Raw genomic sequence first — 20,030 nt, 5'->3', positions numbered from 1 at the left:
CAGGCATGATTCGGAACACTAAACTGCTTGATGGTGCGCCCGCATCGCTTCACGTCGATGCAGCGCAGCAGAAAGGAGTCGGCCGACATGATCAAGACTCTGCGCGCGGGCGCCGCGTCCCCTGCGGTGCGGCTGTGCGCCGCCACGCTTCTGGGGGCGGCCTTCGCGCATGCGCACGCGGAGCCGACAGGCGGGCGCGTCGTCGCGGGGTCAGGCTCCGTCGCGACGAGCGGCCCGGGCACGACTATCCAGCAGAACAGCAATCGGCTCGCCATCGACTGGAATTCGTTCAGCACGCGGCCCGGCGAATCGGTCACGTTCAATCAGCCCGGCGCGAACGCAATCGCGCTCAACCGCGTCGTCGGGCCGCGTCCTTCGGCACTTTTCGGCAAGCTGAACGCGAACGGGCAGGTCTTCATCGTCAATCCGAACGGCGTGATCTTCGGGCCGGGCGCGCAGGTGAATGTCGGCGGCTTGCTCGCGTCGACGCTCGGCCTCTCCACGAGCGATTTCATGAGCGGCCATTACGCCTTCGCCGACAGCGGCCGCAAGGACTGGCGCGAGCGCCACTGGCATCACGACCACGACGACGGCGCGGCGGTCGTCAATCTCGGCTCGCTCACTAGCGCGCCGGGCGGGTACGTCGCACTGATCGGCGCGCGCGCGATCAACGCCGGCACGATCGACACGCCCAACGGCGTCGCCGCGCTCGCGGCGGGCGAACGCGTCGCGGTCACGCTCGGCGATCACGGCATGATCGGCCTCTCGGTCGAGCGCGGCACGCTCCGCGCGCTGGTCGCGAATCGCGGGCTGATTCAGGCCGACGGCGGCCAGGCATGGCTCACCGCGAACGCGGAAGACGCGCTCTTCGCGAGCGTCGTCAACAACACGGGCATCATTCGCGCGCGCAGCGCCGTCAGCGAGAACGGCGTGATCCGGCTCGTCGCGGAAGGCGGCGTCGCGCGCGTGGGCGGCACGCTCGACGCGTCGGCGCCCGGCGGCGGCAACGGCGGCATCATCGAGACGACAGGAACGCAGGTGCGCGTCGCGTCGGATGCGCGGATCACGACGGCGGCGGCAGCGGGACAAACCGGGACGTGGCGCATCGCAAGCGACTTCGCCGCGCTCGTGGGCTCGGGAAACCGCTTCGGACGACGCTTCGGCACGATCCAGGGCGCGACGCTCTCGCGCGTGCTCGAATCGACCAGTGTCAGCATCAGCGCGGCGGCGCCGTCCGGCTCGCAGCCGTTCGGTTTCGTGCTGATCGACGGCCCCGTCGCGTGGCGCGGCGCGAACACGCTGTCGCTCGCCGCGCAAAGCGGCATCGTGCTCGATGCGCCCATTACCGCGCCGAACGGCACGCTCGCCATGTCGACCGGGGGCGGTGTGGCCCAGCGCGCGCCCGTCGAAGCGGCCAATGTCGCGCTGCAAGGCGGCGCGGGAACCTACACGCTCGCGAACACGGCGAACCGCATCGGCACGCTCGCCGCCGATGCTGCGTCGATCGTCGTCAACGACGCGGCGCCGCTCACGATCGGCAGCGTCGCGGGACTGGCGGGCGTCTCCGCGAGCGGCGCAGTGACGCTCGCAGCGCCGTCGCTGACGCTCGCCGCGCCGGTGGCGAGCCGCGCGAGCGGCACCGCGATCACGCTCGCGTCCGCCTCCTTCGATAACCGCGCGGGGGCGCAGGCACTCGCCGCGCCCAACGGCCGCTGGCTCGTCTACTCCGATTCCCCGGACGCCGATGGCTTCGGCGGCCTGCAAAGCGGCAATCTCGCGCTCTGGGGCGACTCGTACACCGGCGGCGCGGATGCGCGCGCCGCTTCGTCCGGCGGCAATCGCTTCGCCTTCACGGCGCTCCAGCAGGTCACGCTCACGGCCGTGAACATCGACGTGCCGTTCGACACGCCGCGCACGCTCGGGCCTAACGACGTGACCATCGCATTGCGCTACGACGGCTCGAATTACGGCAAGGCCTTCGCCGACAGCCCCACGGTCCACGAACCGTTCGTCTTCACGGTGACGAGCACGGGCGCCGCACCGGGCGCGGCGAGCGGGGAGTACATCATCACCATCACCGCGACCGGCGGCCCGACCGGCTACCGGATCACGACGCAAAGCGGCACGCTGCGGATCGCGGCCGCGCCGACGCAGCCGCCGCCGAACACGCCGAACGTGCCGACCACACCGGTGACGCCGGAAACGCCAACATCGCCGCTACAGCCGACGCAGCCGACGACGGCCCCGGAACCGCTCGTGACGACCGCGACAACGCTGCCCGGCATACTCGATTCCGTGCGCACCGATGCGGCCAATCCCGCGCACCTGAGCGACGCGACACCGGGACTCGAGCCGGGATCGGCGCCGCTCGTGCGACAGCGCACCGATTCGTCGAGCGACGGCAGCCGCCTGCCGGACGACGCATGGCCCGGTCACGTATGCCGCATGTGAGGCCCGGGCGCGTGCGTCGCTCACGGCCCCCCGCACGATACAGCCGCACCGCATCGCGACGGCTGATCGCGCTCTTCGCGGCGCTGGCCGCGGCATCCGCCCGCGACGTGCGCGATGCCCGCGCTCAGACGCTCCCGAACGCGGGCAGCATCCTGCGCGAGCAGCAACAGCAGACCCCCGCCCCGCCGCCGCCCTCCGACCTGCGCCTGAACGTGACGCCCGCGCCGGAGCCGCCGGCGGCGAGCGCACCGGGCGGCATCCGCTTCGCGGTGAAAGGCTTCGAATTCACCGGCAACACGATCTTCCCGGCGGCGGAGTTGCTGGACGCCGTGCGCCCCGTCATCGGTCCCGATCGCTCGCTCGACGATCTGGAAGGCGCGGCGGACCGCGTGAGCGCGTACTACCGCCGGCGCGGCTATCTGGTCGCGCGCGCCTGGGTGCCGCCGCAGCAGATCGACGACGGCGTCGTGCGCATCGCCGTGAGCGAGGGGCGCTACGGGCGCATCGACATCGACAATCAGTCGCGCACGCGCGATGCGGTCGTCGCGGGCTTTCTCGGCTCCCTGCATGCGGGCGACGTGATCGACGAACACGCCCTCACCCGCGCGACGCTGCTCGCGCAGGACGCGGCCGGCACGACGGGCGCGAACGCGACGATCTCGCCGGGCGTTCTGCCGGGCACGTCGAACATGACGCTGCAGATGCCGAAGGCGCGGCCGCTTTCCGGCAGCGTGCAGGCGGACAACTACGGCCAGACGACGACCGGCACGGCGCGTCTGATCGGCGCGCTGCAATGGAACAATCCGCTCGGCATCGGCGATCAGCTGGTCGCGCGGCTGCTGGGCTCGATCACCGGGCAGTTCTACGGCAACCTCGGCTACACGGTGCCGCTCGGCGGAAGCGGGCTCGCGTGGGGCGTCGGCTACACGCGCTCGACATACTCGGTCGGCGGCCAGTTCGACGACCTCGACGCCTACGGCAGCGCGAACGTCTGGTCCACATTCGTGAGCTACGCGCTGCTGCGCTCGCCCGCGGCGAACGTGTACGCGACGCTCGGCTACGACCATAAGCTCCTGTCCGACCATCTGGGCGCGTTCGATTCCGTCGACGACAAGAGCAGCGATGTCGGGCGCCTCGCGCTGTCGGGCAATCTGACGCTGGAACAGAGCATCACGACCTTCGACACGAGCATCCAGCAAGGCAACCTGCGCTTCAAGTCGCCGCAGGTCGAGCAGGCGGCCGCGCAGATCGCGGGCTCGTTCACGAAGTTCGTGTTCGCCCTGACCCACACGCAGGTGATCGGCGACCAGGCGAACGGCACGCAGCTGTACTTCTCGCTCAACGGCCAGGCCGCATCGCGCAATCTCGACTCGTCCGAGCAGATCTCGCTCGGCGGCCCCTATGCGGTGCGCGCCTACGCGACCGGCGACGCGCCCGTCGACGAAGCCTATGTCGCCACCTTCGAAGTGCGTCAGGCCTTGAAGCAATCGCTCGTGCCGGTGCTCGTCACGCTGACGGGCTTCGTCGACACGGCCGACGGCAAGATCGCGGCGCACCCGGTCGTGCCGGGCAGCAATCACGTGCGGCTGTCGGGACTGGGCGTCGGCGCGAGCTTCGCCGCGCCGCACGACTTCCTGCTCTCGATGTCCTACGCGCACACGCTGGGCTATGTCCCGGCGACGCTCGGCACTGGCCACGCGAACCGCTTCTGGGTCGCGCTCACGAAGTCCTTCTGAGACCGGACATGACGCGCGCCCGACATTTCCTGCTGCTGCTCATGCTGGCGATGACCGCGCGCGTCGTGTGCGCCGAGCCGGTCGCGACGATCACCGCGCTCGTCGGCAATGTCGCGATCCAGTCGGCGAGCGGCGCGCAGCGCGTGGCGGCCGTGGGCGGCGGCATCGACAACGGCGACACCGTGCAGACCGGCATCGCATCCGAGATCGTGATGATCTTCACCGACAGGCAGCGCGTGTATCTCAAGCCGGGCTCGGTGTTTCGCGTCGACGAGTTTCATTACGCCGCGAACGCGCCGCAGGAAGACCGCAGCCTGCTCTCGCTCGTGAAGGGCGGCCTGCGCGCGGTGGATGGACTCGTCGCGAAGGAGGGCAAGCCCGAGAACTACCGCGTGAGGACGCCGACCTCGACCATCGGCATACGCGGCACCGAGTATTCCGTGACCGATTGCGCGAATCTCGAGCCCGGCGGCAATGCGGATTGCAAGGGCGATCAGATCGTGGTCTACGACGGGCAGATCGTCGTGATCAATCAGGTCGACAGGCGCATCGTGCGCGCGGGCGAAGGCGCGATCGTGGTGAGCCCGCGGCTGCCCTTTCGCGTGCTGCCCGCGACGCGCGTCACGCCGGTCGTGCCGTCCGCGGCGTGCCGCTAGCCGGAATCATCATGAGCGAGAACGCCAGCCGCGAACCGAAGTTCAGCCGGGCGTCGCCCGCGGGCGCGCCGCATGTCCATGCGGCGCTGTCATCGCTCGGCCTCGATGCGCTCGCGGGCCTGGTCGCCGCGCTGATCGCGCTTTCGTACGCCGCGGGCTACGGCGCGATGATCTTCACGAAGAACCCGAGCGGCCCGCATGTTTTTGCCGATCTGGACAACGAGCTCGAATGGATCGAAACGCGGCTGCTGAACGCGGCGCGCGCGGCGCATCCGGCGCTTGCGGCGAACGCCGGCGCGTTCGCATCGACCCTGCCCGAGACGCTCGACGCGCTGCGCCCGCATCTGGAAACGCTCACGCTCGCGCCTGGCGAGTACGTGTTCCGCCAGGCCGATCCCGGCGATTCGATCTGCTTCGTCGAGACCGGACGCGTGACCGTGGCGTTGTCCGTCGGCGAGGGACGCACGCTGCGCCTGAGGAGCTTCGGCGCGGGCACGATCGTCGGCGAGATGGCCGTGTACACCGGCGCGCGGCGCAGCGCGGATGTCGTCGCCGACGAGCCGACCGTCGTGCTGCGGCTCGCCGTTTCGATGCTGAAGCGCCTGGAAACCGACGATCCGGCGCTCGCCGCGCGCATGCACAAGTTCGTCGCGCGCGTGCTGGCGGCGCGGCTCGTCGCCGCGAACGAGCAGATCCGGACGGCGCAATGAGCAGGCGCCCGCGCGCGCATCGCGAGCCCGTCGCGTTCGTGATGAAGCGCTCGGGCGCGCGCTGGGCCGCCGGGCTCGCGATCCTGCTTGCGCTTGCCGGACACGCGCTCTCGCGCTACGACATTCGCTTCGTCGATACGCTCGACGCGATGATCTACGACGCCAAGGTGCGCCTTTTCATGCCGCGCGTGACGGACCAGCGCATCGCGATACTCGACATCGACGAGAAAAGCCTCGCGGAGCTCGGCCGCTGGCCCTGGGACCGCGCGCGCATGGCGGAACTGGTGAACGCGCTGTTCGGACGCGAGCGCATCGCGGTGCTCGGCTTCGACATGGTGTTCGCGGAGCCCGACGCGAGCTCGGGCCTGGCCGTCCTCGACGAACTCGCGCGCGGCGCGCTCGCGAACGACGCCGATTACCGGCACGCGCTCGCGCAACTCGCGCCGCGCCTCGACTACGACCAGCGCTTCGCGGATGCCCTCGCGGGCCATCCCGTGGTGCTCGGCTACTACTTCTCGAATCAGGACGCATCGAGCGGCGCGATCCCCGCACCGCTGATGAGCGCGAGCGCGTTCGGCACCCATCCGTTCACGCTCTTCGACTGGACGAGCTACGGCGGCAACCTGCCGGCGCTGCAAAAGGCCGCGCGGCGCGCGGGCTGCTTCAATCCAGTGATCGATTTCGACGGCTCCGTGCGCCGCGTGCCGCTCGTCACCGCTTACCGCGACGGCGTATTTGGCGCGCTTTCGCTCGAAGTCATCCGCGCGCTCTACGGCGACGCCACGATAACGCCGCTGTTCGACGATCCGGCCGATCCGGCCGCACCGCTCTCCGGCCTCGCGCTCGCGACGCCGCGCGGCGTGCGCGTCATTCCCGTCGATGCCAACGGCGCGGCGCTCGTTCCCTATCGCGGCGTGGCCGGCAGCTTCCCCTACTACTCGATCGCCGATGTTCTCGCGCGGCGCATCCCGGCGGGCGCGCTCGCGGGCAAGATCGTGCTCGTCGGCACGACCGCGCCGGGCCTCATGGATCAGCGCACGGCGCCCGTCGGCGAGGTGTATCCGGGCGTCGAGGTGAACGCGAACCTCGTGAGCGGCATGCTCGATGACGCGATCCGCTTCCAGCCGCCCTTCGCCGCGACGCTGCAGGCGCTCGCGCTCCTGCTCGCCGGTCTCGCGATGATCTTCCTCTGGCCGTGGCGCCTCCCCGCCCGCGCGACGCTTTTCACCGCGATCCTGCTCGGCGCGATCGTCGCAGCCGACCTCCTCGCCTTCGCGCGGCCCGGCTGGTCGATTCCCGTGGCCTCGCTGCTGCTCGCGGTGCTCGCGCTCTACGTGCTCAACATGTCGTACGGCTATTTCGTCGAGGCGCGCGCCAAGCGCCACTTCGCCGCCCTGTTCGGGCAATACGTGCCGCCCGAGCTCGTCGAGGAGATGAGCCGTCATCCCGAGGACTACAGCATGGCGGGGCGTCGTGCGGAGCTGACGGTGCTCTTCTGCGACGTGCTCGGCTTCACGGCGATCGCCGAAACGCTCGAACCGGAAGCGCTCGCGCGCCTGATGAACGAGTATCTCGGCACGATGACCAAGGTGATCCGCGCGCATCGCGGCACGCTCGACAAGTACATCGGCGATGCGATCATGGGCTTCTGGGGCGCGCCCGTCGACGATCCGGATCATGCGCGCCATGCGCTCGCCGCCGCGCTCGGCATGCGCGCGGCGCTCGTCGAGCTGAACCGTACGCTCACGGCGCACGGCTGGCCGACCTTGTGGGTCGGCATCGGCATCAACACCGGGCCGATGACCGTCGGCGACATGGGCTCCTCCGTGCGCAAGGCGTACACGGTGATGGGCGATGCGGTGAACGTCGCCGCGCGCCTCGAAGGCCTCACGCGGCGCTTCGATATCGACATCATCGTCGGCGAGGCGACGCGCGAGCAAGCGCCGGATGTGGTGTTCCGCGAGATCGACCGGGTGCGCGTCAAGGGACGCGCCGCGCCGATCGCGGTGTTCGAGCCGCAGTCGTCACGCCAGAACACCGACGAGCTCGCGCGCTGGCATGCGGCGCTCTCGCACTATCGCGCGCGCGAGTGGGACGAGGCCCAGGCGCTGCTCGATGCGCTCGCCACGCAGTATCCCGAGCGGCAGCTGTATGCGCTCTATCGCAAGCGCATCGATGCGTTGCGCGGCGTCGAACTGCCCGAGGACTGGGACTGTGTGAGCGCGTTCGATACGAAGTGATTTCATCGGGCGGGCCGCATCGTGAGAGGCGCGATTGTTCGTACCATTGTCGCTCTTCATTGCCCTTCTCCCTGAAGGCCGTGGAAAACGCCGCGCGCGACTGTTTTCGATTCGGTCCGTGTCAGCGTCGGCCGCCGAAGCGGTAACATGACTTTCATGAACCGGTCCACGTCCTCCACCTCGCGGTCTTCGCCGGCGTCCTCGAACGCCGCGGACCGCAAGCACCGCGGCCTCCTGCACGTGGTCTTCGCGCTGCGTCATTCATGGGCGGGCATCGTTGCGACCTGGCGCGAGGAAAGCGCGTTTCGTCAGGAAGTGTGCGTCGCGGCCGTCCTCCTGCCGATCGCCGCGTTGGTTCGGGTGAGCGCTGCCGAGCACGTTCTGCTTGCGGGCTCGATCCTGCTGGTTCTGCTCGCGGAGCTCATCAATTCGAGCATCGAGGCCGCCGTCGACCGCATCTCGCTCGAACATCACGAGCTCTCGGGACGCGCCAAGGATTGCGGCAGCGCGGCGGTCGCGGTTGCGCTCGTCATCGCCGCGATCGCATGGGGCGTGATCTGCGGGCCGCTCGCGTGGCACTGGGTGCGCCTGCATCTGTAGACGGCATCGATGCAAGCGCGGCGCGACTGACCCGGCGGCAGAACATGTCGCCGACGAAGCACTTCGACGCATCCGCGAGCGCATCGGCGGGAAACAGCACGGCCATGATCTTGCCGAACTCCGGCGCAGACAGATGGGAGAAAGTCGTGCAGGGGCGGCGTGCGCATTCGAGACAAATCGGCGCAAGAACACGACACGCGCCATAACCGCGAGGAATAATAGGCGGCGGCTCACGCGCCTTCAACAAGAGGTCAAGAAAAGGAGCTTCAACAGATGAATCGACTCTTCCGCTCGTGCCTTCTTCCCGCCGCCGCGCTCGCCCTTGCCGCCTGTTCCACTCCGGTCGAATTCTCGGCGAGCGCGAACCCGCCCTCCTTCAACGACGGCGACGCCGATTTCAGCGGCATGGACGACGCCATGTCCGCGTGCAAGGCCGCCGCGAAGAAAGCCGGCGCGGGCCGCTGCACACAGGTGCGCGCCTACGAGGCATGCATGAAGGACAAGGGCTACATCACCGTGCTCGGCCCGGAGAATCCGCCGAACTGCGGCCAGCCCGAATGGGAGCAGGACGTGCGCAAGTGGCTGAAATGAGCGGCTTTCATCTGCGATTCGCCATGCGCATGAACACGACGTAGAGCAAGGCGCCGGCCGCCGCGCCGATCAGCCAGCCGAGATTGTTGGCCGGCAGGAGCTTGAGCATCTGCGTCGAGAGCTCCCAGCCGACCGAGATGATCCCCGACACCACGAGCGCCGCGAGCCCGATCTTGTTCCAGCCGCCGTCGTAATAGAAGCGGCCGCCGGGCTGCATCGTGTAGAGCTCGGCGGTCTTCACCTGCTGGCGCTTGACGAGGTAGTAGTCGGACATCATCACGCCGTACATCGGCGCGAGCACGGCGCCGAACACGGACACGAAGATGGTGATCGCCTTCGGGCTGTCGACGAAGATCCACGGACATACGATCACCGCGAGGATCGACGCGATGAGCCCGCCTTTCTTGAAGTCCACATGCTTCGGGAAGAGATTGGCGATGTCGTAGGCCGGCGAGACGAAGTTCGCGACGATGTTGATGCCCATCGTCGCGACGATGAACGTGATGCTGCCGATCGCCACCGCGAACTTGTTCTCGATGCGCGAGACGATCTCGACCGGGTCCATGATCATCGTGCCGAACACCTTCTCGCTGCCCGCCGTCACGATCACGGTGATGATGGCAAACGCGACGAAGTTGAACGGCAGCCCGAGAAAATTGCCGATCTTCATCTGCCGCTCGCTCTTTGCGAAGCGCGAGAAGTCGCCGAAGTTCAGAAGCAGCGCGGCGAAATAGCTCACGACGAGCAGGGTTGCGTTGATCATCGCGTGCAGTTGCTCGTCGCTGGAAAGCACCTTGCCCGACAGCGTGAGATTGAGGCTTGAGAGCCCCGCGCGGTACAGAATCCAGCCCATCAGGAAGAACATCACGACATACACGGCCGGCCCGCAGAAATCGATGAACTTGCGGATGATCTCCATGCCGCGCTGGAAGATGATGAGCTGCAGGAGCCACATGAAAAGAAAGCTCACCCAGCCGAGCATGTCGAGCCTGAGGAAGCTGGAATCGCGCCATGTGATGACGGACGGCACGAACAGCAGCAGGAGCGTGGCGACGGCCTTCGACGCGAAATACGTCTGCACGCCATACCACACGATGCCCACCACGCCGCGAATGAGCGCCGCGATGTTCGCGCCCATCACGCCCATGGAGACCCGCGCCATGACGGGAAACGGAATGCCGTGGACGAGGCTCGGCTTGCCGACCCAGTTCATCAGCACGTACACGACGAGAATGCCGATGGTGAGCGCGAGCAGCACCTGCCAGCCGGAGATGCCGAGCAGAAAGAGGCTCGCGGCGAAGGTATAGCCGCCGACGCTGTGCACGTCCGACATCCACATCGCGAAGATGCTGTAGCCGGTCCAGGTGCGCCGCGCGCGCGGCACGGGGGCGAGGTCGTGATTGTAGAGGCGCTCGTCGGCGTCGACGATCTCGGCGTCGGCGCCCAGCGCGGCGGAATCGGCGGCGGAGGTGGCGTGGGAAGCAGACATGGTTTCCTCCTTGGCCGGCGCGGGGCTCGCGTCATGCACCAAGAGTAATCCATCGGAAACGGAAGGTGAAACGGCGTCGTTCGTTGCGGCGCCGCACATTAAAGTCCGGCCGTGCCGCTGCCGATATGGGAACCATGAGAAAAAACCGCCTGAACGCCCGCGACATGAACGTCGCCTTCGCCGCCGCGGCCGAGGCGCTGGCGCTCTTCTGCCGCCTGCGCAACCTCGATGCCGCGGACCTGCCCGCAGAGGAAGTCGATATCATTCTCGATCTCGCGTTCGAGGAAGCCGCCCGGCTGGGCGCCGCGCGCAGCGAGGCCCGCCGCCCCGGCTGACGCGCCGGCTCCGGAGCGTCCGTGCCGCGCGCGGACACTGGTGCGGAATTTGCTCGTCCATACGGGATGGGCAGCGTTCGCGCCGCGGAGGTCCCATGTCCAAGATTCTCGGCCCCGTGCTGGGCCCGCAAGTGCGCAGTGTCGCGCGCAATCCGCTCGGCTTCGCGCGGCGCACGCTGAAGGCCTTTCGCGCGAACCAGGGCATGCTGCTCGCGGGCGCGGTGGCGTACTACGCGCTTCTGTCGATCGTCCCGCTGCTGATCCTGATCGTGATCGTGCTGTCGAAATTCGTCGGACAGCAGGAATTGCTCGATACGCTCGCGCATCTGCTCGAATGGCTCGTGCCGGGCCAGGCGCGCGCGATCGTGCGCGAGCTCGCGAACTTTCTCGCGCATCGCGCGGTGCTCGGCTGGCTGCTGCTCGTCACGATGATTTTCTTCAGCTCGCTCGCCTTCACCGTGCTCGAAAACGCGATGTCGGTGATCTTCGTGCATCGCGTCGCGATCCGCCGCCGGCACTTTCTGCTCTCCGCGCTGCTGCCTTACTGCTACATCCTGTTTCTCGGCGTCGGCATGCTGATCGTCACGTTCGTGTCGAACGGGTTGCAGGCAATGGGCAGCAGCAGCGTCGATCTGCTCGGCATCGACGTGTCGCTGAAGGGCGTGTCGCGGCTGCTGCTCTATCTGCTCGGCGTCGCGGGCGAGATCTTCGTGCTGACGTCCATCTATCTCGTGATGCCGGTCGGACGGCCGTCCGTGCGGCTCGCGCTCCTCGGCAGCGTGACCGCCGCCGTGCTCTGGGAAATCACGCGCCACGTGCTCGTGTGGTACTTCGCGACGCTCTCGCAAGTCAGCGTGGTCTACGGCTCGCTGACGACCTCGATCGTCGTACTGTTCAGCCTCGAAGCGCTCGCGACGCTGCTGCTCTTCGGCGCGCAGGTCATCTCCGAGTTCGAGCGCTTCGGCATCGACGGGAATGCGCCGCCGCAGCCGTTCACCACGGATTGAAGCGGCGCAGCATGCCTTCGCGACGCGCGTGCGATAGAGTGATGCGCCCCGTTCAGCGCGCTGCCGATGTCCAAGCTCACTCCCGGCGCCTTGCCCGCGCCTCGCCCGCACGACGGGCGCGTCGCCATGCTGACCGTCGTCGCGATGCTCGCGTTCGCCGGCAACTCGCTGCTCTGCCGTCTCGCGCTGAAGGGCACGCAGATCGACGCGGCCACATTCACGCTGGTGCGCATCGCGGCGGCGGCGCTCGTGCTCCAGGCGATTCTTCTCGCTCGCGGCGGCGAGCGCCGGAGCGGCCTGCCTCGTGCCGGAAGCTGGACGTCGGCGCTCGCGCTGGTCGTGTACGCGGTCACGTTCTCGTACGCGTACCTGCGGCTCGCGGCCGGAACCGGCGCGCTGCTGCTCTTCGGCGCCGTGCAGGCGACGATGATCGGCTGCTCGCTCGCGACCGGCGAGCGCCTCGCACCTGCCCAGTGGCTCGGCCTGCTGCTCGCGCTCACCGGCCTCGTGTGGCTCGTGCTGCCGGGGCTCGCCGCGCCCGAGCCGCTCTCGTCGGCGCTGATGATCGCCGCGGGCATCGGCTGGGGCGTGTATTCGCTGCGCGGACGCGGCCTCGCCGATCCGGTCGCGGCCACCGCGGGAAATTTTCTGCGCGCACTGCCCTTCGCGATCGCGGTCTCGGCGCTGGCGTTCATGCACGCACGCCTCGATGCCGCGGGCTTCGGTTACGCAGTCGCCTCCGGCGCGCTGACGTCAGGCATGGGCTACGTCATCTGGTATTCGGCGCTCAAGGGCCTGAAGCCCGCGACGGCGGCCACCGTGCAACTGAGCGTGCCCGTCATCACGGCGGCGGGCGGCGTGCTGCTGCTCGGCGAGGCGCCCACCGCGCGGCTCGTCGTCAGTTCGGTCGCGATACTCGGCGGCATCGCGCTCGTCGTACTGTCGAGGCGCGTGAGCTGACGCGCTCCATCCCGGATGGCGAAAAAACGAAAATCCATGTGAACTTTTTCCTGCCGCTGTTCACGAAGGCAGATAACGTGTGAACCCGGACTCCGCCCCCCGCCCGGTGTGTTTCGTATGTGCGCTAGCTCACATACGCGCAGCGGGTTCCTCTGAAGAATGACGCATGCGTGATTCTTTAAATAGGGGCGGGAACGAAGCATGCTACGGTATTTCCGGACGTGCTTCGCCATCATGTCACGCGATGCGGCACTCACCGCGCATCGGCCCGTCGGGCGCCGCCAGAACCGACGCGCCGGCCGTTGCGCGGAAATCCGCGTCCAGCTTCCTCGCCTGATTGGCGCCCGAATTGTGGCGGCATCAGGTGGGAGTTACATTGTTTCGGCAAAGAGAGCCAGCCGGCATGTACCGGACTGGCATCCGGCTGTTACGTCTGACGAAGCCGCGTCGCGTTCACCGGCTCATGCGTTCATATGATGGGACGCGCGACGAGAAGCAGCGCGAATGGCATGCGCGCATATGCGCTGCATTCCTGCCTTCCGCGCCATCCGGCTTTCCTGGGCAAGCGCGCGCCATGTCCGCGCGCCTGTCCGCCGTCTGACGAATACGTTCTGGAGAGCGCTGTCATGCCTCACCAAGCTGAGCTACCACCCGATGAGAGCATCGCGGGCCATGCGGGCCCTGCGAATGATCCCAACGTCATCAACCTGCCGCAACCCGCGCTCGATTTCGACGACGAACCCCCGCCCGCGCGCGCGCCACTGCGCTTCGGGCGTCTCGCACTGTGGATGGCGTCGGCGAGCGCGCTCGGCATCGGCGTGCTCGGCACCGTTGCCTACAGCATGTGGTTCAACCATGACCAGCGCGTGTACGCCGAGGCGATGGCGGGCGCGCGCAAGACCCTGGGCATCGACCAGCCCGTCATCGCGGCGCGAACGCAGTCGGCGGGCGTGGTGGAGACGCCCACGACTTCGGCGCCGGTCTACGCGGGCACGTATGCGTCGTCGGACGGGCCGACGCCGCTGGACACCGCGTCGCTCGCGAACAACGCCCCCACGTCCGACGCCACCGACGAAGGCACGGTTGCGGATTCGTCCGACGGTTCCGACGCATCCGCGCTCGCGACCGCCACCGTGGCCGCTGCCTCGGCACGAGCAGGACAATCTGCACAAGCGGCACAAGCGGCCGACGGACCGCAAGCTGCCCCGCCCGCTCAGACCGCCGCGCAACACCGCGCGAATGGTTCGGCGACGCAGCAGGCTGCCGCCAGCCGCGGCAACCAGGCTGCGCAGGCACGCAGGCGCGTGGCGCGCGCCAAGCCCGAAGGCGGGCTGTTTGCCCGCGTGGGCGCGTTCTTTCATCGAGTGAGCTATCGACACAATGTCCCGAACCGTCAGCGAGAGGAGTATTCACGCCCCTGAGGAGACGCTCCCGAGCCGCGTGCTGCGCGCGCTCGGACGCGTGCGCGTGCCGGGCCCGGCGCCGCTCGCGGGCGCGGCCTTGCTGTGTCTCCTGCTCGGCCTGCTTTTCCTCGCGTTTCAGGTACGCGCGATCTTCTCGGCGCAATTGCAGCAGGAGTACGTCGGCCTCGTGCTCGAGGCGGTCGAACGCGCCGATGCGGCCCGTGCGGCGGCGATTTCCCTGCAGGGCATGCCCGCCGACGATACGCAGCATCGGGCCGCGTATCGCGAAACGCGCATCGAGCTGGCCGCGCGGCTCGCGGCTTTGCACGCGCTGATTTCGTCGAGCCCGATGGCGGCTCCCGCCTTGCCGATGGCCGTGCTCTCGCCCGCCACCGCGCTCGGCGAGGCGAGCTCCGCGCTCGACTCCGCCTACGCCTATTGGCACACCGAGCGTGATCGCGCGAGCGCGGACGTGCGCGCGCGGATCCTGAGCGTGTCGCATACGCTGATCGCGCTGTCGGCAATCGTCTTCGGCGTGCTCATCACGGCGCTCGGCATGTACGCGAAGCGCAACCGGCAGCTCGTGGGCATCTCGAACGAGTTCGAGCATGCCTCGCTGCACGATCCCATGACCGGCCTGCCCAACCGCCGCAAGCTCTTCGCAGCGCTGGAGGAAGCGGCGAACGCGCTCGTGAGCAGCGGGCGCGGGTCGGCGCGCATCGCGGTGCTGTATATCGATCTCGACGGCTTCAAGCGCGTGAACGACACGCACGGCCACCGCATCGGCGATGAATTCCTGATCGCGGTGTCGCGGCGCTTCCGCCAGACGGTGCGCAGCGGCGACATGGTCGCGCGCATCGGCGGCGACGAATTTGCGCTGCTCGTGTGCGAGTTTTCGAGCGACGGCGAGCTTGCCGCGATCGCGCAGCGGATCATCGCGAGCGTCAGCGAAACCGATGCGCAGATGGGACTCTCGCTCGTGCGCGCGAGCATCGGCATTGCGAGCTTCCCGGATCGCGTCAACGATTACTGGCGGCTCGTGGCCGCCGCCGACGACACCATGTACACCGTCAAGCGCAACGGCAAGAACGGCTACGCGTTCGCGTCGGCGTCTGCCTGAAGCGCGTTCGCTACGCCGCCGCGCGCAAGTCCTCTTCGCCGCCCAGCGCCTCGGTCAGGTCCGGGAGCATGCGCGCGAGTTCGCCCGTCATCAGGATGAAATCGGATTCGAAGCGCTCGTCGTCGTTCGCCGCCGTGGGGTCGGCCGCTTCCTTGATGACGTCGAGCGGGCTCACGCGCTTCAAGCTCAGCGAAGGCGTGAGCACGAACGACACGCGGTCGTCCCACGTCATCGCGAGACGCATGCACTGCTTGCCCGCTTCGATATGACGGCGCATGTCCTCGGCTTCGAGCGCGTGGCCGACGTAGCGGACCGTCGCGTTGCCCTCGCCCGCCGAGCGCAGCTCGGTGTCGCGATCGAGCGTGAAGCCCGCGGGAGCATCGCCCGACAGCAGCCACTCGGTCATCGCGGAAACCGGCGAGCGCGCCGTGCGCACGCTCGCGAGCGGCAGATCGGTGACCGACTTCACGAGCAGGCCGATGATGTCGTCGCACAGGTTCGCCGACGACGAATCGATTGCGAGCCAGCCGTTGACCGGATCGATCCATACGCGCGTGTCGCGGCGAATGCTGAAGGCCCGCGGCAACAGCTCGTCGACGACTTGCTCCTTCAGTTCGCGCAGCTGCTTGCGGCCCGGCTTGAAGCCTTGCTGCTCCTCGAGTTCGGCCGCGCGTTCCTTCACGAACTGCGTGACGACCGAAGCGGGCAGGAGCTTCTTCTCCGCGCGATAAACGATGAGCATCTGACGGTTCGCGGTGTAGACGAGCGCATCGTCACCGCGCGGCGCGACCCAGCCGCGCCGCTCGTTCTCGACGCTCGACGCCGCGCTGAACGCGAGCGGCTCGAGCCATTGCTGCATTTGATTGGGCGTCACGGACCAGTGCGCGGGAAGACGATGAAGCTGGAGATTCTTGAACCACATGGCGCGGGATTTCGATGTAGTCGGAAAGGGGCGCCATTCTATACGAGCTGGCGTCAATCGTTCGCGCGCAGCCGTTGCGGCACGATCCGCCACTGCAGATTCACCCCTGCCGCAGCCAGCAGGATGAGCACGGCCCCGGCGACTTGCAGCCACGCGAGCCGTTGCCCGAACGCGAGCCAGTCGACGACGATCGCCACCACCGGATAGATGAACGACAGCGCGCCGGTAGTCGCGGTCGGCAGCCGCTGGATCGCGCCATAGAGCAGCACGTACATGAGCCCCGTGTTCACGATGCCGAGCACGGTGAGATCGGTCCAGCCCGCGAGCGACGCGGGCGCCTGATCGAAGCGCGCGAACGGCGCGAGCATGACGATGCCGAACAGCACGTGCAGCATCGCGATCAGATGCGGCGGCGTGCCTTTCAGGCGCTTCGTGACGATCGACGATATCGCGTACAGGAAAGCCGCGCCGAGCGCATACGCGATGCCTTCGAGATACTGTCCCGGCAGCGCGAGCACGGCGGGCTCGACGCGCACCACCATCACGAGCCCGACGAACGCGATGCCCAGCCACGCGAGCGTCGAGGCCGTCACGCGCTCGCGCAGGACGATCACGCCGAGCGCGACGAGCATGAAAGGCTGCGTGTTGTAGACCGTCGTCGCCATCGAGATCGATGCGCGCGAATACGCGGCGAACAGCAGCAGCCAGTTGCCGACGATCGCCACGCTGCCGATCAGGACGAGCCCGATCATGCGCCACGAGAAATAGCGCCTCTTCAGAAAGCCCAGCGCCGCGCACACGGCGATGAGCGTCGCTGCGCCGAACACACAGCGAAAGAACACCACGTTCCACGGTGCCTGCCCCGACGACACGACGAGCCAGCCGATCGTGCCCGACATCAGCATCGCAAGCGACATCTCGATCGCGCCGCGGCGCAAGTCATTGACCTGCGATGCGCCCGCGAAGCGCGCATTGATTCTTTCCGTGTTCATCTCGATCCACGCAGGAAGAGTTTCGATGCGTTCAAGTCTAGCGATGCGCTCTGTGCAAAACCATGCCTAAAATAAGGCGTATCGGTCGTTCGACCTTTGAATCGAAGGACATCATGACAAAGAACTTAAGCAGCCCGCCGCAAGCGGACATCGATGCAATCGACCGCGAACTCATCGCCGTGCTCGCGAGCGACGGGCGCATCGCGATCAGCGAGCTCGCCAAGCGCATCGGCCTGTCCGCGCCGAGCACCGCGGAGCGCGTGCGGCGGCTGGAAACGCAAGGCGTGATTCGCGGCTTCACCGTGGACATCGATCCGCGCGCGCTCGGCTACACGCTGCAGGCCATCGTGCGCGTGCAGCCGCTGCCCGGGCAGTTGCATCTCGTCGAGGAAGCGATCCGGCGCATTCCCGAGTGCGTCGAGTGCGTCAAGGTGACGGGCGACGACTGCTACGTGTGCCGGCTCTACCTGCGCTCGATCGAGCATCTCGACGACATCCTCTCCAAAGTGACGGAACGCGCGGCGACGAGCACGGCCCTCGTGAAGGCGACGCCGATCGAGAGACGGCTGCCGCCGCTCGGCTGAATCGCACGGTTTTTCGTGCAGAGGAACGGCGTTACACTAAGGGCGCTTGAAAACGCATGACAGGCTATGCGCGAGAGGAGCGAACATGAGTGACTTCGACGCCAACCGCACCTTCCGCGGGCTTCCGCTGACGCCCGAGCAGGATGCCGAAGTGCGGCATTACATCAAGAAGAAAAAGCAGCGCGGCGAGCCGTGGGACACGCCCGAACTGGAGGCGATGCTGCAGGACATGCTGGAGCCGCCCGTCGACGAAGACGGCGTCGTCGACGAGGAAACCGACGAGGAAACGCGCTCGGCGGCCGAGCGCGCATCGGCATTCATCGACGAAGGCATGGACCCGATCGAGAACAGCGAGGAATGGCATGCGGCAATGGAAGCCGAAGCCATGAAAGGGCCAAGACGCTAAAAAATGCGGCATCGCGCAAAAAAAAAATGCGCCGGTCGATGCCGGCGCCGGATGTGTCCCCTGCTTACTTCACATGCTGCGCTGCACGTTCAGCGCCTGTGCATCCAGTCGCGCGGCGGATGCGTGTCCAGCCAGCGCGCCTTCGGAGTGTGGATATGCGGGTGCCGGTGGTGCATCACGAGAACCACCGCGATGCACAACACCAGGATGACTCCCGCCATCAGGCTGATCATCGGCTCGGTCATCGCTACCTCCTGTCGGTAAAGGGACGATGCATATATTTTAGGCGCTGATTCACCCGGCTCGCGCAAATGCAAAGCACGAATCCATCGAAGCGCTCCGGAGCCATCGAAAGCATGCGGCGCCCTTGTGTCCTATAGTGCTTTGCAAGCGAATCAGCCGACGATCACGCAACCGGGAGATACAACATGGCCACGTGGAAACCGGATCCGAGCTTCTACCCTTCCCCGCGGCTCGCCGCGAAGGCACCCCGCGAAACGCTCGCGTACGTCGCGACATTCGATCCGGAGCGCAAGACGCCGGACAAGATCGCGGTAGTCGATGTGGATCCCGATTCGGCCAGCTACACGAAGATCGTCGGCGAGATTTCCATGCCCGATACCGGCGACGAGCTGCATCACTTCGGCTGGAACGCGTGCTCGTCGTGCCTGTGCCCGAATGCGCCGCATCCGCATGTGGAGCGGCGCTATCTCGTCGTGCCGGGGCTGCGCTCCTCGCGCATTCATATCCTCGATACGAAGCCCGATCCGAAGCAGCCCGTCATCGTGAAGACGATCGAGCCGGAGGAGCTCGCCGAAAAAACCGGCTATACGCGCCCGCATACCGTACATTGCGGGCCGGGCGGCATCTACATCACGGCGCTCGGCAATGCCGAAGGCAAGGCGCCCGGCGGCGTGCTGATGCTCGATCAGCAGAGCTTCGATCCGCTCGGCCAATGGGAAGTGGATCGCGGCCCGCAACGTCTCGCCTATGACGGCTGGTGGCATCTCGGCTACGACACGATGGTCACGAGCGAATGGGGCACGCCCGACACCTTCGAAAACGGCCTCGTGCCCGAGATCCTGCTCGGCGCGAAGTACGGGCGCAAACTGCACTTCTGGGACTTCACGAAACGCAAGCACGTGCAGGAGATCGATTTCGGCGACGAATATCAGCTCGTGTTCGAGCTGCGTCCCGCGCACGATCCGACCAAGGCGTATGGCTTCGTCAACTGCGTGATCAGCCTGAAGGACCTGTCCTCGTCGATCTGGACCTGGTATCGCGACAAGGACAAATGGGCGGTGAAGAAGATCATCGACATTCCCGCCGAGCCCGCCGATGCCGATGCGCTGCCCCCGCTGCTGAAGGGCTTCGGCGCGGTGCCGCCGCTCGTCTCCGACATCGACCTCTCGATGGACGACCGCTTTCTCTACGTCTCGTGCTGGGGCACGGGCGACATGCTGCAATACGATGTCGCCGACCCGTTCGCGCCGAAGCTGACCGGCCAGGTGCGCATCGGCGGCGTGGTGTCGCGCGCGACGCATCCCGGCGCAAGGAATGGCGCGCTGAACGGCGGCCCGCAGATGGTCGAGGTGAGCCGCGACGGCCGCCGCGTCTACTTCACGAATTCGCTCTACGGCGCGGTGGATGCGCAGTTCTATCCCGACGGCATCGACGGCTGGATGGTCAAGCTCGACACCGATCCGAACGGCGGGCTTGCCGTCGACAAGGACTTCTTCATCGACTGGCCGAAGGGACATCGGCCGCATCAGATCCGGCTGCAAGGCGGCGATTGCTCGTCGGATTCGTACTGCTTTCCCTGACACCC

At 67.4% G+C, this 20,030-nt stretch carries 19 protein-coding genes; 15 read left to right on the top strand and 4 right to left on the bottom strand.

The window, feature by feature from the left end; translation table 11 throughout:
- Positions 1-87 precede the first annotated feature (87 nt).
- From AWB83_RS07830 to AWB83_RS07800, 7 genes are all read left to right on the top strand, one after another.
- A complete protein-coding gene (locus AWB83_RS07830; protein ID WP_244197620.1) occupies positions 88-2,451 on the top strand; it encodes a two-partner secretion domain-containing protein in 2,364 nt (787 codons plus the stop codon).
- On the top strand, positions 2,424-4,187 hold the full coding sequence (locus tag AWB83_RS07825) for a ShlB/FhaC/HecB family hemolysin secretion/activation protein (protein WP_244197619.1): 1,764 nt from the start codon (positions 2,424-2,426) through the stop codon (positions 4,185-4,187). Before AWB83_RS07830 ends, AWB83_RS07825 begins: the two co-directional genes overlap by 28 nt.
- 8 nt (positions 4,188-4,195) lie before the next feature.
- A complete protein-coding gene (locus AWB83_RS07820; RefSeq protein WP_087043973.1) occupies positions 4,196-4,843 on the top strand; it encodes a FecR family protein in 648 nt (215 codons plus the stop codon).
- An 11-nt stretch (positions 4,844-4,854) separates the two neighbouring features.
- On the top strand, positions 4,855-5,553 hold the full coding sequence (locus AWB83_RS07815) for a Crp/Fnr family transcriptional regulator (RefSeq protein ID WP_087043971.1): 699 nt from the start codon (positions 4,855-4,857) through the stop codon (positions 5,551-5,553).
- The gene (locus AWB83_RS07810) at positions 5,550-7,793 is read left to right on the top strand and encodes a CHASE2 domain-containing protein (RefSeq protein ID WP_087043969.1); all 2,244 of its coding nucleotides are present in this window, start codon (positions 5,550-5,552) and stop codon (positions 7,791-7,793) included. The genes AWB83_RS07815 and AWB83_RS07810 overlap by 4 nt, the downstream gene beginning before the upstream one ends.
- A gap of 156 nt (positions 7,794-7,949) precedes the next feature.
- Positions 7,950-8,393: a diacylglycerol kinase gene (locus AWB83_RS07805; RefSeq protein ID WP_087044332.1), complete on the top strand. Its 444-nt coding sequence runs from the start codon at positions 7,950-7,952 to the stop codon at positions 8,391-8,393.
- A 273-nt stretch (positions 8,394-8,666) separates the two neighbouring features.
- Entirely contained in the window at positions 8,667-8,984 is a 318-nt protein-coding gene (locus AWB83_RS07800) for a hypothetical protein (RefSeq protein WP_087043967.1), read from the top strand.
- Between the two features lie 7 nt (positions 8,985-8,991).
- Here the strand turns inward: AWB83_RS07800 and AWB83_RS07795 are convergent, their stop codons facing one another.
- Positions 8,992-10,473: an NCS1 family nucleobase:cation symporter-1 gene (locus AWB83_RS07795; RefSeq protein ID WP_208636724.1), complete on the bottom strand. Its 1,482-nt coding sequence runs from the start codon at positions 10,471-10,473 to the stop codon at positions 8,992-8,994.
- A gap of 65 nt (positions 10,474-10,538) precedes the next feature.
- Between AWB83_RS07795 and AWB83_RS07790 the strand changes: the two genes are divergently transcribed.
- The 5 genes from AWB83_RS07790 to AWB83_RS07770 all read left to right on the top strand — a co-directional run bounded on the left by AWB83_RS07790 (position 10,539) and on the right by AWB83_RS07770 (position 15,298).
- The gene (locus AWB83_RS07790) at positions 10,539-10,808 is read left to right on the top strand and encodes a hypothetical protein (RefSeq protein WP_143750027.1); all 270 of its coding nucleotides are present in this window, start codon (positions 10,539-10,541) and stop codon (positions 10,806-10,808) included.
- A 95-nt stretch (positions 10,809-10,903) separates the two neighbouring features.
- A complete protein-coding gene (locus tag AWB83_RS07785) occupies positions 10,904-11,815 on the top strand; it encodes a YihY/virulence factor BrkB family protein (RefSeq protein WP_087043963.1) in 912 nt (303 codons plus the stop codon).
- 66 nt (positions 11,816-11,881) lie between these two features.
- Positions 11,882-12,775: a DMT family transporter gene (locus tag AWB83_RS07780; RefSeq protein WP_244197618.1), complete on the top strand. Its 894-nt coding sequence runs from the start codon at positions 11,882-11,884 to the stop codon at positions 12,773-12,775.
- Between the two features lie 626 nt (positions 12,776-13,401).
- Entirely contained in the window at positions 13,402-14,196 is a 795-nt protein-coding gene (locus tag AWB83_RS07775; RefSeq protein WP_087044326.1) for a hypothetical protein, read from the top strand.
- A 40-nt stretch (positions 14,197-14,236) separates the two neighbouring features.
- Entirely contained in the window at positions 14,237-15,298 is a 1,062-nt protein-coding gene (locus tag AWB83_RS07770; protein ID WP_087044324.1) for a GGDEF domain-containing protein, read from the top strand.
- Positions 15,299-15,308: 10 nt separating this feature from the next.
- Here the strand turns inward: AWB83_RS07770 and AWB83_RS07765 are convergent, their stop codons facing one another.
- On the bottom strand, positions 15,309-16,220 hold the full coding sequence (locus AWB83_RS07765; protein ID WP_087043961.1) for a recombination-associated protein RdgC: 912 nt from the start codon (positions 16,218-16,220) through the stop codon (positions 15,309-15,311).
- Between the two features lie 53 nt (positions 16,221-16,273).
- Positions 16,274-17,212, bottom strand: coding sequence for a DMT family transporter (locus tag AWB83_RS07760; RefSeq protein ID WP_087043959.1), 939 nt, complete (start codon positions 17,210-17,212; stop codon positions 16,274-16,276).
- Between the two features lie 113 nt (positions 17,213-17,325).
- Between AWB83_RS07760 and AWB83_RS07755 the strand changes: the two genes are divergently transcribed.
- A complete protein-coding gene (locus AWB83_RS07755; RefSeq protein WP_087043957.1) occupies positions 17,326-17,796 on the top strand; it encodes an Lrp/AsnC family transcriptional regulator in 471 nt (156 codons plus the stop codon).
- 85 nt (positions 17,797-17,881) lie between these two features.
- On the top strand, positions 17,882-18,202 hold the full coding sequence (locus tag AWB83_RS07750; protein WP_087043955.1) for a hypothetical protein: 321 nt from the start codon (positions 17,882-17,884) through the stop codon (positions 18,200-18,202).
- A gap of 89 nt (positions 18,203-18,291) precedes the next feature.
- Here the strand turns inward: AWB83_RS07750 and AWB83_RS36430 are convergent, their stop codons facing one another.
- Entirely contained in the window at positions 18,292-18,447 is a 156-nt protein-coding gene (locus AWB83_RS36430) for a hypothetical protein (RefSeq protein WP_016345378.1), read from the bottom strand.
- Between the two features lie 183 nt (positions 18,448-18,630).
- Between AWB83_RS36430 and AWB83_RS07745 the strand changes: the two genes are divergently transcribed.
- Entirely contained in the window at positions 18,631-20,025 is a 1,395-nt protein-coding gene (locus tag AWB83_RS07745) for a selenium-binding family protein (RefSeq protein WP_087043953.1), read from the top strand.
- The last annotated feature ends 5 nt before the right edge of the window (positions 20,026-20,030 follow it).

The sequence above is a fragment of the Caballeronia ptereochthonis genome, from assembly GCF_001545075.1.
GTDB lineage: Bacteria > Pseudomonadota > Gammaproteobacteria > Burkholderiales > Burkholderiaceae > Caballeronia > Caballeronia ptereochthonis.
Note: the sequence above shows the minus strand (reverse complement) of the source record. Positions and strands in the feature narration are given on the sequence as shown.

Excerpts from the sequence above, each read along its gene's own strand:
- AWB83_RS07830 (WP_244197620.1), top strand. The coding sequence starts at position 88 with ATGATCAAGACTCTGCGCGCGGGCGCCGCGTCCCCTGCGGTGCGGCTG.
- AWB83_RS07825 (WP_244197619.1), top strand. The coding sequence starts at position 2,424 with ATGGCCCGGTCACGTATGCCGCATGTGAGGCCCGGGCGCGTGCGTCGC.
- AWB83_RS07820 (WP_087043973.1), top strand. The coding sequence starts at position 4,196 with ATGACGCGCGCCCGACATTTCCTGCTGCTGCTCATGCTGGCGATGACC.
- AWB83_RS07815 (WP_087043971.1), top strand. The coding sequence starts at position 4,855 with ATGAGCGAGAACGCCAGCCGCGAACCGAAGTTCAGCCGGGCGTCGCCC.
- AWB83_RS07810 (WP_087043969.1), top strand. The coding sequence starts at position 5,550 with ATGAGCAGGCGCCCGCGCGCGCATCGCGAGCCCGTCGCGTTCGTGATG.
- AWB83_RS07805 (WP_087044332.1), top strand. The coding sequence starts at position 7,950 with ATGAACCGGTCCACGTCCTCCACCTCGCGGTCTTCGCCGGCGTCCTCG.
- AWB83_RS07800 (WP_087043967.1), top strand. The coding sequence starts at position 8,667 with ATGAATCGACTCTTCCGCTCGTGCCTTCTTCCCGCCGCCGCGCTCGCC.
- AWB83_RS07795 (WP_208636724.1), bottom strand. The coding sequence starts at position 10,473 with ATGTCTGCTTCCCACGCCACCTCCGCCGCCGATTCCGCCGCGCTGGGC.
- AWB83_RS07785 (WP_087043963.1), top strand. The coding sequence starts at position 10,904 with ATGTCCAAGATTCTCGGCCCCGTGCTGGGCCCGCAAGTGCGCAGTGTC.
- AWB83_RS07780 (WP_244197618.1), top strand. The coding sequence starts at position 11,882 with ATGTCCAAGCTCACTCCCGGCGCCTTGCCCGCGCCTCGCCCGCACGAC.
- AWB83_RS07775 (WP_087044326.1), top strand. The coding sequence starts at position 13,402 with ATGCCTCACCAAGCTGAGCTACCACCCGATGAGAGCATCGCGGGCCAT.
- AWB83_RS07765 (WP_087043961.1), bottom strand. The coding sequence starts at position 16,220 with ATGTGGTTCAAGAATCTCCAGCTTCATCGTCTTCCCGCGCACTGGTCC.
- AWB83_RS07760 (WP_087043959.1), bottom strand. The coding sequence starts at position 17,212 with ATGAACACGGAAAGAATCAATGCGCGCTTCGCGGGCGCATCGCAGGTC.
- AWB83_RS07755 (WP_087043957.1), top strand. The coding sequence starts at position 17,326 with ATGACAAAGAACTTAAGCAGCCCGCCGCAAGCGGACATCGATGCAATC.
- AWB83_RS07750 (WP_087043955.1), top strand. The coding sequence starts at position 17,882 with ATGAGTGACTTCGACGCCAACCGCACCTTCCGCGGGCTTCCGCTGACG.
- AWB83_RS36430 (WP_016345378.1), bottom strand. The coding sequence starts at position 18,447 with ATGACCGAGCCGATGATCAGCCTGATGGCGGGAGTCATCCTGGTGTTG.
- AWB83_RS07745 (WP_087043953.1), top strand. The coding sequence starts at position 18,631 with ATGGCCACGTGGAAACCGGATCCGAGCTTCTACCCTTCCCCGCGGCTC.